Consider the following 12,019-nt stretch of genomic DNA (forward strand, 5'->3'; position numbering starts at 1 on the left):
TTATTAGTAATATTTATGGCTACCCCTTAGGGGATATATTAGACTAGCCAGTTAGATAACGATTAACTTGGACGGCAACGCCACGCCCTTCGTTGATTGCCCATACGACTAGAGATTGACCACGGCGACAATCGCCTGCGGTGAAAATACCTTTTTGAGAAGTGGTGTATTCGCCGTAGTTGGCTTGATAGTTGCCTCGTTCGTCAAGGCTGATATTAGCATCATCGCTTAAATAATGTTCGGGAGAAACAAAGCCCATTGATAAAAGCACCAATTGTGTGTTCCAAGTTTTTTCGCTGCCTTCAATCTCAATTAATTGCCCTTCTTTAAAATCAACATTAATAGTATTAAGCCCTGTTACTTTACCGTTTTCATCTTTAATAAATGATTTGGTCATTAAATGATATTGTCTTGGGTCTTTGCCAAACACTTTTGCCACTTCGGCGTGCCCATAATCAACCCGATAAATCAGCGGCCACAGCGGCCAAGGGTTACTGTCCGCCCGTTCAACAGGGGGTTTGCCCATCAGTTCAAAATTCACAATTGATTTTGCCCCTTGACGCAACGCCGTGCCAATGCAGTCAGTACCTGTATCGCCACCGCCAATTACAATCACATCTTTACCCTTGGCAGATAAATCAGAATTATCGGCACTACCAGTGTCTAGCAAACTTTGGGTGCTCTTGGTCAAATACTCCATCGCCAAATACACGCCATGTGCATCACGATTATCCACCGGCAAATCACGCCCCTGTGTTGAGCCTGTGGTGAAAATGATTGCATCAAAATCTTTTTGTAGTTGCTCAATGCTAATATCCCTGCCCACATCAACATTGGTAATAAATTCAATCCCTGAACTTTTTAACAAATCCACACGACGATTGACCACATCCTTGCCGAGTTTCATATTCGGAATGCCATACATCAACAAACCACCAATACGGCTGGCACGCTCGAATACAACAACATTATGCCCCAGTTTGTTTAATTCATCTGCTGCTGCTAAACCCGCAGGTCCAGAGCCAATAATTGCCACTTTTTTGCCCGTACGATACGCAACCTGGTAAGGCTGAATCCAACCTTCTTCAAAGCCCTTATCAACAATCGCTTGTTCAATATTTTTAATAGTAATGGCAGGATTGTTCAACCCCAACACGCATGAACCTTCACAAGGTGCAGGGCAAACTCGTCCTGTAAACTCTGGGAAATTATTGGTTTTATGTAAGCGAATTAACGCTTCTTGCCATTTATCATGATAAATCAAATCATTCCATTCAGGAATCAGGTTGTCAACAGGGCAGCCATTTTCTGATTGACAAAACGGTACACCGCAGTCCATACATCTTGCCCCTTGCTCTTGCAAATGCGCAACATCATGCGTGCCTGTGAAAATTTCACCGTAATCTTTAACACGCAATTCAACAGGACGATAATCCTCAGTTTTCCTGTCAAATTCCTTAAAGCCAGTTACTTTTCCCATGGTCAATTCACCCGATACATAAAGCACATAATTATGCCATAAATTTGCCTTGTGAGACCACTGCATTAACCCAGTGCGACTTAGGGAATATAAAAAATAGTGCATTTTTATCCAAAAATGAGAAGAATAGCCAGTTATTTGTCCTCCCACAAAGATTGCTGTATAGTTTTTGGGTAAAAAGGTGCTATTTTATGCGTCTCATAGAGTTGTAATGGATTAATACAGTGGTCTCCCTGCTCATTCGCCTTGTTTCATAATCGTAATGACTGTATAATTGCCCTTTTTTACAGATTCGAGAGAAAGGAAAGCGCCGATGAATTTAATTGACCAAATTGAAAACGAACAACTAAGAACAGATATTCCTGAATTTTCATCAGGCGATACGGTTGTTGTCCAAGTTAAAGTGCGTGAAGGTGAACGCGAAAGATTGCAGGCATTTGAAGGCGTAGTCATTGCCAAGAAAAACCGTGGCATCGGTTCAGCCTTCACAGTTAGAAAAATTTCTCACGGCGAAGGCGTTGAGCGTATTTTTCAAACACATTCTAAGATGATTGATTCTGTAGCTGTTAAACGCCGTGGTAAAGTTCGCCAAGCGAAACTATACTATCTTCGTGAATTGACTGGTAAAGCAGCCAGAATTAAAGAAAAGTTGGCAATTAAAAAATAACCATTGCCTATTCTTAAAAATACCGGTAATTGCCGGTATTTTTTTGTCTAAAATTTAACCAATGAATGATTTAACACTAATTGATAACTTTCTTGACCACTACTGGCTTTCCTCAGGTGCTAGTCAAAACACACTCAGTGCCTATCGTTCAGACCTGAAACTCTTCTCAAAATGGCTCAATACCCCATTAATAAAAGTTGATGACAAAGATATTAGCAATTATTTTGCACATCGACAACTTACCCCTGCCACGCAAGCACGCATACTCACCTGTATCAGGACATTTTATCAATACTTACTGAGTGCACAAACAATTGACAGCAATCCAGCCGACAAACTACACCACCCAAAACAAACACAAAAACTCCCCACCTTTTTAAATATTACAGAAGTTGAACAATTATTAGGTGCTCCCGATAAAAAAACCATTTTTGGCGTGCGTGACCGTGCTATGTTAGAGCTGTTATACTCCTGCGGACTGCGTGTGTCTGAGTTAATTAATCTGGATTATCACAACATCAACCTAAACGAAGAATACATTCGCATTCACGGCAAAGGCAATAAAGAGCGTATGCTACCGATGGGGGAAATTGCAATGGATTATTTGACTATTTACGAACAAAAAGCCAGGTCTTTTCTGCTTAAATCAGGGCAAACCGATGCTTATTTTCTCAGCAATCGTGGTGTAGGCATGAGCCGACAAAATTTCTTCTACATTATCAAAGCCTACGCCACCAAAGCTGGCATTGACAAACCCTTGTCTCCCCACACTTTGCGTCACGCTTTTGCCACTCACCTAGTTCAACAAGGGGCAGATTTGCGCAGTGTGCAGTTAATGCTAGGGCATAGTGATATTTCCACCACGCAAATTTACACCCATATTCAAAACACCCATCTCAAATCACAGCACTACAAACACCACCCTCGTGGCTAACCTTTATTGGTTAAAGACTTCTTTTTTGAAGATTTTAATGCTGTTCTATATTGTTATTAGCGCTCTTGCTGGCAAAAAAGGCATATAAGTAAGTTGTAAAAAAAACAATGGCAATATAAGGCGCTGAGATTGGCAATAATAAAGATACTATCAATGAAACATTAATCAATACAACAGATAATGCGGTTTTGGCCTGACTGCGAATCATTGCTGTCATTTTCTTTGACGATGACATAGAAATTGTGTTTAAAAACAACACGACAACCAAGATATAATCAGGATTTATGTTAAAAATATTACTCAATAGTAGCACAAACAATAAATGACGCATTAACTCATTCGTGGGTGAACCACCACTGAGAGTGTCAGGGTTTAGCCTAGAGGTTGCCCGAAGGATGACTGCACCTGAGGCAACTATACTAGCAACAAGCACCACCCCACCAAAGTGCACTCCTAATGCAAGCGTTATAGCAACATGGGCAACTGCATCACAAACATTGTCTAAATCAGCACCAAAACGGCTTCTGATGTTTAGTTTAGCCGCTAGAATACCATCAAGGTCATCCATGACATTGTTAAAAACAATCAGTGGGAGTAAATATTGATACCCATCATCTAAATACAATAAAGCCAAAGGTAAAACGCCCAATATTGAAACGATATTGGCACTATTTTTAAATAAGAAGTGGATCATCGACTAAAAAGTTTTTCTGCCGCCTCTAAATCTTCGATGGTATCAATTTCATACCATTTTTTTTCATCAAACATAATAGCTTCAAAGGACAGGGTCTTATTTGCCACTAAATCTGCAAAAACAGCCTCATAATAGGTATTAAGGTTCTTTGCAGAAATATAATTATCTAACCTATCTAGCACTTTATACCAACTGCCTAAAGATAAACTACAAATATTAACGGTTTTATAATGTGGATTATTTAAAACATTAGCAGACATATGAAATATATTGACTTTATGATTATTATCTAATGACACTGTTGTACCATTCATCCAAGGCAAAATATTTGATACTGCGATGCGATTTGGATACATCATATCATCTAAAAGACTGGAATCAAACACCAAATCACTTTCCATCAATATAAAATCTTCTTGAATAACTTGTCTAGTCAGCCATAAAGAATAAATATTATTGGTTGTTTGATAATTAGCATTAAAAATATATTCTATTACCATATCACTGGCATGTTGCTCTAAATATTCACGAATACGGTGCTCCAAATAACCCGTTGCTACAATTATTTTCTTAATACCCTGAATACGGAATGTGTCTAATAAATGTTGTAGAATAGGTTTGCCTTTAATCATAGTAAGGCATTTTGGTGCATCCAGAGTGAGCGGTCGTAGACGAGACCCTGTACCAGCAGCCAATAAAACAACTGTGGTAATTCGTTGCTCAACTTTCATAAAATTATTCTCCATTATTTAGAATTAATCATTAAGAGGCCTTTGCATAAATAGGGATGATTAGCAAAATTCAATTTTTGCCAGATTGGTGATTTTATTAAACCTTGTCCTAGCAGGGCTAAGGCTGGGTTTAAAAAATCGCCAAGCGGGTGAAAAGTGGATTTTTGATGATTATTCATATTTATGCAAAGGTCTCATTAAGAAAACTCAAATATATTGAATTTCTAAAATTTCATACTTTATATCGCCCTGAGGGGCTTTGACGGTAACTTCATCGCCGACTTCGTTACTCATCAACGCACTGGCAATTGGCGAATAACAAGAAATTTTGTTTTTATCAATATCAGCCTCATCCTCTCCTACGATTTGGTAGGTAATTTTACACTCATCTTCAAGATTCATCAAGGTAATGGTGGTGCCAAATACACATCTGCCATCTTTGCTGAGTTTGGTCACATCGATGATTTGCATATGTGAAAGCTTAGATTCTATTTCTTTAATGCGTCCTTCAATAAAGCCTTGTTCTTCTTTAGCGGCGTGATATTCGGCATTTTCTTTCAAGTCGCCATGGGCGCGGGCAGTGGCAATCTCTTCCACAATGCGTGGTCGTTCAGCATCTTTAAGATTGAGTAGCTCTACTTCTAAGGCTTTAGCGCCAGCAACGGTCATTGGGGTATTTTCCATATTTTCCTCTCCTAATTATTTAGTGATTGTATCGTTCTTACGGTTAGTTTTTTGTTAACCTTCAAGCCATCCAGCATGGCAAAAGCCGCTGCCACAGTCGTGGTAAACGGCACTTTGTGTACCAAAGCTTGACAGCGAATTTCAGCAGCATCTTCAACGCCTTGGGTATCTTCGGTTGAGTTAACAATCAAATCAATGGCATCATTTTTAATCATATCGACAATGTGTGGCGAACCTTCGGATACCTTATTCACCATTTTACATTCTAAGCCTGCATCGGTTAACGCCTCTTTATTACTACGAGTTGCGACTAGACTAAACCCTTGTGATACTAGACATCTTCCTAAATCAACTAAGTTATCCCTGTCTAATTTACGCAAACTGACAAACACTTTGCCTTTTTCAGGAGCGCGACTGCCAGCGGCTAACTGAGCCTTATCAAATGCCGAGGCAAAATCATTGCCAATACCCATTACTTCGCCTGTTGAGCGCATCTCTGGACCTAAAATCGGATCTACGCCTAAGAATTTATTAAACGGAAATACCGCCTCTTTAACGCTGAAGTGTTTTGGAATAATTTCTTTGGTAAAACCTAATTGTTTGAGTGTTTTACCTGCCATGACCCGTGCCGCAATACTTGCAAGTGGTGTGCTAATCGCTTTAGAAACGAAGGGCACTGTGCGTGAAGCTCGAGGATTAACCTCGATTACATAAATTTCCCCATCTTGATACGCCAGCTGAGTGTTCATCAAGCCTACAACATTTAATGCTTTAGCCATGGCAATAACTTGAGTGCGCATTTCATCTAAAACTTCACTCTCTAAAGAGTAAGGCGGTAACGAACAAGCAGAATCACCTGAGTGAATGCCTGCCTGCTCAATATGTTGCATAATACCGCCAATCACCACATCTTCGCCGTCACTAATAACATCAATATCAACTTCAATAGCATGATCAAGGAATGAGTCTAGTAATACTGGCGAGTCGTTTGAAACTTGCACGGCTGTGTGCATATAATGTTCAAGGCTGTCTTTGTTATACACAATTTCCATTGCCCGACCGCCTAGCACATAAGAGGGACGAACCACTAGTGGAAAACCAATCCCATCAGCAATATCTTGCGCTTGTTCTAATGAACGGGCTGTGCCATTAAGGGGCTGTTTAAGCCCTAACTCTTGCAACATTTTAGAAAAGCGTTCACGATCTTCTGCCAAATCAATCGCATCAGGGCTGGTGCCGATAATCTTGGCGCCACTTTTTTCTAAAGCATCTGCTAATTTAAGGGGCGTTTGCCCACCATAATGCACAATAATACCGTCTGGGTTTTCTACATCTATCACCGCAAGAACATCTTCAAGCGTTAATGGTTCAAAATATAGGCGATCAGAAATGTCATAATCGGTAGAAACCGTTTCAGGATTACAGTTTACCATAATAGTCTCAAAACCATCTTCACGCAACGCTAAGGAAGCATGCACACAGCAGTAATCAAACTCAATGCCTTGTCCAATACGATTAGGTCCACCGCCCAAAACCATAATTTTCTTCTTGTTGTTTGGTTTGGCTTCACACTGCTGCTGGTAAGTGGAATACAAATACGCCGTTTGCGTATCAAACTCAGCTGCACAGCTGTCCACCCGCTTAAAAACGGGCTTAACATTGAGTGCTTTGCGACGCTCACGCACGGAGGATTCATTGCAATTCAGTAACTGTCCAAGGCGTGCATCTGAAAACCCCTTGCGCTTTAAAGCAAACATATCATCTGCTTCAATATCAGTAATATTGATGCCGTTAATTTGCATTTCTGATGACACGATGTCTTCAATTTGTGCCAAGAACCAAGGGTCAACCTTGGATAAATCAAACACTTCATCTAAACTCATGCCCAATCTAAAAGCATCTGCCAGATAAAAAATACGCTCACCACGCGCCGTAATACACTCTGAACGAATTTTATTACGGGCATCATCGGCATTCAAATCAACCATCGGATCCAACCCAACTTTATCGGTTTCTAGACCTCTGAGTGCTTTTTGCAAAGACTCTTGAAAAGTTGAACCCATGGCCATTACCTCGCCCACAGATTTCATTTGTGTGGTGAGTCTGTCATCAGCTTTAGGGAATTTCTCAAAAGCAAATCTTGGGATTTTAGTTACTACATAATCAATACTTGGCTCAAAAGAGGCAGGTGTTTTACCGTCAGTAATGTCGTTATCAAGTTCATCTAGGGTGTAGCCTACGGCTAATTTTGCAGCCACTTTTGCAATCGGAAAACCTGTGGCTTTTGAGGCTAAAGCGGATGAGCGAGAAACCCTTGGGTTCATCTCAATAATCGTCAAACGACCATCTTCTGGATTAAGTGCAAATTGCACATTTGAGCCGCCCGTATCTACACCAATCTCACGCAAAACAGCCAGTGAAGCGTTACGCATTACTTGGTATTCTTTATCAGTGAGCGTTTGTGCAGGGGCAACAGTGATTGAATCGCCTGTGTGAATGCCCATCGGGTCAAGATTTTCAATCGAACAAATAATAATACAGTTGTCTTTGCTGTCACGCACTACTTCCATTTCAAACTCTTTCCAGCCCAAAATCGACTCTTCAACCAACAACTCGTTGGTCGGGGAAAGATCTAGTCCTCGTTCACAAATTTCAACAAACTCTTCTTTGTTATAAGCGATACCGCCACCTGAACCACCCATAGTGAAAGAAGGGCGAATAACGGTTGGAAAGCCCACCGTTTTTTGCACAGCAAATGCCTCTTCCAAATTATGTGCCACGGCTGCTTTGGGCATATCTAAGCCAATTTTAAGCATCGCTTCACGGAATAAATCACGGTCTTCGGCTTTATCAATCGCCTCTTTTTTAGCGCCAATCATCTCCACGCCATGCTTTTTTAACACACCATGGCGTTCTAAATCAAGTGCACAATTCAGTGCCGTTTGTCCGCCCATAGTTGGCAGTAAGGCATCTGGTTTTTCCACCTCAATAATTTTTTCCACTGTGCGCCATTCAATCGGCTCAATGTAGGTTGCATCTGCCATTTGTGGGTCGGTCATAATCGTGGCTGGATTGGAATTCACCAAAATTACTCGGTAACCTTCCTCACGCAAGGCGCTACACGCTTGTGCGCCTGAGTAATCAAATTCACACGCCTGTCCAATAACAATAGGTCCAGCGCCAATAATTAAAATACTTTTTATATCTTGTCTTTTTGGCATCTAAAACTCGTCGTCATCAGGTAAATTGCCGTTATGCACATCATACTTTCGTTTTTGTAAATAAGAAGAGCGCATTGCAATATAAGGGTCATCCGCTTTCTTAAGTAAGTCGGTTACTGGCAATAATTTAACACGGGTATCAATGGCTTGCGTTGCTGTCATAAGTGTTTTTTCTGTCGTGTTTAATGATTTAACTTCCTTAGTATGCATTAAACTATCTGCCACCTTGCCTGTTGCATCACGCAATGTTGAAGGTCCTAATACTGGCAATACTACGAAAGCACCTTCTGATGTACCCCAAACTGCCATGGTTTGCCCAAAATCCTCGCTGGTTTTTTCCAAACCTATCGCACTTGCCACATCAAACAAACCTAACAGCCCTATAGTAGAATTGATTAAAACTCTACCCAGTGTATTAGCACTATTGACTAACTCAAATTGAGCTAATTCATTGCCTAGCGTTCCAACATCATCGATATTAGAATAAAAATCACTCACTCGATTTTGTGCTGTTTCAGGAATATTATCCTTATAAGTCTTAGCAACTGGCTCAAAAATGGCCTCATCCAAACCTTGGTTAAATTCAAAAATTACCCTATTGGTGTCTTCAAATGGATCAACCTCTTCTGCCATGACAGCAAAACTAAGTATCAAAAACAAAAAGCCTGTTAGTAAATTTTTCATTGACTCATTTCCTGTATAAAGGTATCAAATAAATGACTCATATCATGTGGTCCTGGTGAAGCCTCAGGATGCCCCTGAAAACCAAATGCTTTCTTACCCACCACTCTAACGCCTTGGATGGTATTATCAAACAACGACTTGTGTGTTATTTTAAGGTGTGCTGGCAGGTTGTCGCCCGATACTGCAAAACCATGATTTTGCGAAGTAATCATCACTTGCTTGGAGGCTAAATCTTGCACTGGATGATTAGCGCCATGATGCCCAACAACCATCTTCTGCGTAGTTGCACCACTTGCCAATGACAACAATTGATGCCCCAAACAAATACCAAATATAGGTATATCTCTTTCCAACAAAGTTTGAATATTTTCAATCGCATAGCCACATGGCTCAGGGTCGCCAGGACCATTTGACAAAAACACACCATCAGGCTTCATCGCTAGAACATCTGCAACAGGCGTTTGCGCATTCACCACAGTTAAATTACAACCTCGGTCTACCAACATTCTTAAAATATTTTTCTTCACACCATAGTCGTAAACCACCACACTAAATTTTGCACTCAATGAGTTGAATTCACCTTTTTCAAGTGAGTAAGAGCCCTCATTAAATACGTATTGCTTACTGGTTGACACCACCTTTGCTAAATCCATATTTTTGAGTCCAGCAAAGGATTGTGCTCTCTCAACGGTTGCCACCTCATCAATACCATCGCCTGTCGCAATACAGCCTTTGAGTGCGCCTTTTTCACGCAAATGGCGTGTTAAAGCACGAGTATCAATACCACTAATTGCAACAATATTATTTAGCTGGAGATATTCATCCAAAGGCATTGTATTACGCCAGTTACTCTGTAGCAGTGGTAAATCACGAATAATCAAACCAGCCGCATAAATCTCAGCAGATTCTTCGTCAACTTTATTGGTGCCTGTATTACCAATATGTGGATAAGTCAGCGCAACGATTTGTTGCGCATAAGAAGGGTCAGTTAGGATTTCTTGATAGCCTGTCATTGAGGTGTTAAACACCACCTCGCCCAGTGTTTCGCCACTAGTGCCGATTGATTTTCCATGAAAAATCGATCCATCTTCCAATGCTAATAAGGCCACTTGTGACACTCAATACTCCTAAGTTAAAAACTTCAAGAATTTTACCACACCATCATGCCCTAATGACATTCAAATACGATATAATAACACCTTCAAAACCGAATAAAGGGTGCTATGCAAATTACAGTAGAAAACATAAAATGTGGTGGTTGTGCAGGCACAATCACCAAAAAACTCAACACAGAATTTAACACCGAAAGTGCCAAAGTAAATGTCGAACAAGGCACAGTTGATATTGATATTGAAGACATTAAACGCAACGAAGTAACTAAAATTCTGCTTGGTTTAGGCTACCCTGAAATCGATTCAGTGCAAGGCTTCGACTCAGCGAAAGCTAAAGCTAAATCCTTTGTTTCTTGTGCCATTGGCAAAATAGACAGATGATTTTACAAGTCAATGGCAAGCAGTTTGAAGTTGCCAGCGGATCCACTGCCACCGATTTAATCACAAAACTCAACCATCAAAACCAACGCATCGCCTTAGAAGTCAATAAAGTTATTATCCCCAAATCAAACCACACCAAATTCACCTTAAACGAAGGTGACATTTGTGAAATTATTAAGGCCGTTGGTGGTGGCTAATTGTCAAGGTTGAACCTTGACAAGTTAAAACTCAAAGTCAGATTCTGCTAAAAGGATGTTTTTGTTATCAGCAAAAGCAATAGACGCTTGTTTAGCGTATACTTTATACCCCTCTAAGCCTTGAGCTTGGTCGATAATTTCGTTTATTTCGTCTGTATTACAAATACATTCACCTACCTCTTTCTCTAAATATTCAAAAATACTTGATTTAACCAATGTTTTCTTTGGGTCAATTCCATGATGTTTGTAATTCAAATTAACATAACTAGCGACATTCAATAAAGCATAATCGCCACTCAAATGATTTGCCTTAAATCTACCCTGAAACAAACTACCAGAGCGCTCTTCCATCTTATTAAAAAACATAGTGTAGGATGTTCCTAGCCTTTGCATAAATTTGACAATACCATTATCAATATTTTGCTTCAATAGTAAATGAAAATGATTTGGTAATAAACAGTATGCCACGACATTAACCAATTGCTCATCAGCCTTTCTGTCAAGGTTGAACCTTGACAAAGGTCCTGATTTGGATTCTACATCATTAAGTAGAGACAGTCCTTTGAAAAATACATCAATTGCTCTTGGTTATTAAAAATAACCCGTTTATCAACCCCGCGATTATAAATATGATAATACTCATCGTTTGCAAAGGTAATTTTTCTATTTCCCATTCTTAGCATCAATTTTAAAAACAAATTATGCACATCATAACACGGTAATGTGTTTTGTCAAGGTTCAACCTTGACATGGGTTAATCGTAAAAAGTCAGTATCTACTTGAGTTTTTCCTCAATTTCTTGCATTTCGTTTTTATTGAGTTTAGTTAGCATATTTGAGGTGAATTTGCTGATATCAATTGCACGAATGTAATTACAAACAACATTTGAATCATATTCTAATTGATCTTGAGATTAGCTAGGTAAATACTGCCTCTAACTACATTCATTTTTTCTCCCAAGGTGGTGGCAGATATTCCTCATCTATGGCTTCTTTGATTAAAAAGTTGTCTTGGGTTTTTAGGGTAATTGTTTTCATAAAGACCTTTGCATAATTCATAATTCCCCATCCTATTTTCAACCCTTGCAATTTTTCAAAAAAAATAGCTCAAAATTTCCGTATTTTTCCATAAAAATCTAAAAAACACCTTGTTTGTCTGATTTTTTTAGCCTTATTTCTCTCTTTTTAGCCTTTTTTACTCACTGGATGTAATAATCCCTTAGGCTTTTTAATCG

Annotated in this window: 13 protein-coding genes; 4 read left to right on the top strand and 9 right to left on the bottom strand. The window is 39.6% G+C overall.

All coding sequences use genetic code 11. The features are described 5' to 3' along the window. Positions 1-43: 43 nt before the first annotated feature. Entirely contained in the window at positions 44-1,480 is a 1,437-nt protein-coding gene (locus CRYPD_RS01545) for a glutamate synthase subunit beta (protein WP_138145824.1), read from the bottom strand. Positions 1,481-1,793: 313 nt separating this feature from the next. Here CRYPD_RS01545 and rplS point away from each other — a divergent pair, with 313 nt between their 5' ends. Beyond that, positions 1,794-2,147: a 50S ribosomal protein L19 gene (gene rplS / locus CRYPD_RS01550; protein ID WP_138145806.1), complete on the top strand. Its 354-nt coding sequence runs from the start codon at positions 1,794-1,796 to the stop codon at positions 2,145-2,147. 61 nt (positions 2,148-2,208) lie between these two features. After that, on the top strand, positions 2,209-3,081 hold the full coding sequence (gene xerD / locus CRYPD_RS01555; protein WP_138145807.1) for a site-specific tyrosine recombinase XerD: 873 nt from the start codon (positions 2,209-2,211) through the stop codon (positions 3,079-3,081). A gap of 34 nt (positions 3,082-3,115) precedes the next feature. Here the strand turns inward: xerD and CRYPD_RS01560 are convergent, their stop codons facing one another. Genes CRYPD_RS01560 through carA form a run of 7 tightly spaced genes read right to left on the bottom strand, consistent with a single transcriptional unit; the run spans position 3,116 to position 10,213 of the window. After that, positions 3,116-3,775 carry a CDP-alcohol phosphatidyltransferase family protein gene (locus CRYPD_RS01560; protein WP_138145808.1) on the bottom strand — a complete coding sequence of 220 codons (660 nt, stop codon included), beginning with the start codon at positions 3,773-3,775 and terminating at the stop codon, positions 3,116-3,118. Beyond that, the gene (locus CRYPD_RS01565; RefSeq protein ID WP_244610229.1) at positions 3,772-4,506 is read right to left on the bottom strand and encodes a phosphocholine cytidylyltransferase family protein; all 735 of its coding nucleotides are present in this window, start codon (positions 4,504-4,506) and stop codon (positions 3,772-3,774) included. The genes CRYPD_RS01560 and CRYPD_RS01565 overlap by 4 nt, the downstream gene beginning before the upstream one ends. Positions 4,507-4,520: 14 nt before the next feature. Then, on the bottom strand, positions 4,521-4,685 hold the full coding sequence (locus CRYPD_RS07840) for a hypothetical protein (protein WP_171004272.1): 165 nt from the start codon (positions 4,683-4,685) through the stop codon (positions 4,521-4,523). A 28-nt stretch (positions 4,686-4,713) separates the two neighbouring features. Then, positions 4,714-5,190 carry a transcription elongation factor GreA gene (gene greA / locus CRYPD_RS01570; RefSeq protein WP_138145811.1) on the bottom strand — a complete coding sequence of 159 codons (477 nt, stop codon included), beginning with the start codon at positions 5,188-5,190 and terminating at the stop codon, positions 4,714-4,716. 11 nt (positions 5,191-5,201) lie between these two features. Continuing rightward, complete coding sequence (gene carB / locus CRYPD_RS01575) at positions 5,202-8,411, bottom strand: carbamoyl-phosphate synthase large subunit (RefSeq protein WP_138145812.1); 3,210 nt, start codon at positions 8,409-8,411, stop codon at positions 5,202-5,204. Further along, the gene (locus tag CRYPD_RS01580) at positions 8,412-9,095 is read right to left on the bottom strand and encodes an MlaA family lipoprotein (RefSeq protein WP_138145813.1); all 684 of its coding nucleotides are present in this window, start codon (positions 9,093-9,095) and stop codon (positions 8,412-8,414) included. Continuing rightward, the gene (gene carA, locus CRYPD_RS01585; RefSeq protein ID WP_138145814.1) at positions 9,092-10,213 is read right to left on the bottom strand and encodes a glutamine-hydrolyzing carbamoyl-phosphate synthase small subunit; all 1,122 of its coding nucleotides are present in this window, start codon (positions 10,211-10,213) and stop codon (positions 9,092-9,094) included. Before carA ends, CRYPD_RS01580 begins: the two co-directional genes overlap by 4 nt. A gap of 105 nt (positions 10,214-10,318) precedes the next feature. Between carA and CRYPD_RS01590 the strand changes: the two genes are divergently transcribed. Both CRYPD_RS01590 and thiS read left to right on the top strand, forming a co-directional pair. Continuing rightward, the gene (locus CRYPD_RS01590; protein WP_138145816.1) at positions 10,319-10,588 is read left to right on the top strand and encodes a heavy-metal-associated domain-containing protein; all 270 of its coding nucleotides are present in this window, start codon (positions 10,319-10,321) and stop codon (positions 10,586-10,588) included. Continuing rightward, on the top strand, positions 10,585-10,785 hold the full coding sequence (gene thiS, locus CRYPD_RS01595; protein WP_138145817.1) for a sulfur carrier protein ThiS: 201 nt from the start codon (positions 10,585-10,587) through the stop codon (positions 10,783-10,785). The genes CRYPD_RS01590 and thiS overlap by 4 nt, the downstream gene beginning before the upstream one ends. Positions 10,786-10,809: 24 nt before the next feature. On the opposite strand, the gene CRYPD_RS01600 is transcribed toward thiS, so the two are convergent. Further along, positions 10,810-11,304: a transposase gene (locus tag CRYPD_RS01600; protein ID WP_171004273.1), complete on the bottom strand. Its 495-nt coding sequence runs from the start codon at positions 11,302-11,304 to the stop codon at positions 10,810-10,812. Positions 11,305-12,019 lie beyond the last annotated feature (715 nt).

It is taken from the genome of Bathymodiolus heckerae thiotrophic gill symbiont (assembly GCF_900180345.1).
Classification (GTDB): Bacteria; Pseudomonadota; Gammaproteobacteria; order PS1; family Pseudothioglobaceae; genus Thiodubiliella.

What these genes read in the sequence shown, in the direction of transcription:
- CRYPD_RS01545 (WP_138145824.1), bottom strand. Translation starts at nt 1,480, where the DNA reads ATGGGAAAAGTAACTGGCTTTAAGGAATTTGACAGGAAAACTGAGGAT.
- rplS (WP_138145806.1), top strand. Translation starts at nt 1,794, where the DNA reads ATGAATTTAATTGACCAAATTGAAAACGAACAACTAAGAACAGATATT.
- xerD (WP_138145807.1), top strand. Translation starts at nt 2,209, where the DNA reads ATGAATGATTTAACACTAATTGATAACTTTCTTGACCACTACTGGCTT.
- CRYPD_RS01560 (WP_138145808.1), bottom strand. Translation starts at nt 3,775, where the DNA reads ATGATCCACTTCTTATTTAAAAATAGTGCCAATATCGTTTCAATATTG.
- CRYPD_RS01565 (WP_244610229.1), bottom strand. Translation starts at nt 4,506, where the DNA reads ATGAAAGTTGAGCAACGAATTACCACAGTTGTTTTATTGGCTGCTGGT.
- CRYPD_RS07840 (WP_171004272.1), bottom strand. Translation starts at nt 4,685, where the DNA reads ATGAATAATCATCAAAAATCCACTTTTCACCCGCTTGGCGATTTTTTA.
- greA (WP_138145811.1), bottom strand. Translation starts at nt 5,190, where the DNA reads ATGGAAAATACCCCAATGACCGTTGCTGGCGCTAAAGCCTTAGAAGTA.
- carB (WP_138145812.1), bottom strand. Translation starts at nt 8,411, where the DNA reads ATGCCAAAAAGACAAGATATAAAAAGTATTTTAATTATTGGCGCTGGA.
- CRYPD_RS01580 (WP_138145813.1), bottom strand. Translation starts at nt 9,095, where the DNA reads ATGAAAAATTTACTAACAGGCTTTTTGTTTTTGATACTTAGTTTTGCT.
- CRYPD_RS01590 (WP_138145816.1), top strand. Translation starts at nt 10,319, where the DNA reads ATGCAAATTACAGTAGAAAACATAAAATGTGGTGGTTGTGCAGGCACA.
- thiS (WP_138145817.1), top strand. Translation starts at nt 10,585, where the DNA reads ATGATTTTACAAGTCAATGGCAAGCAGTTTGAAGTTGCCAGCGGATCC.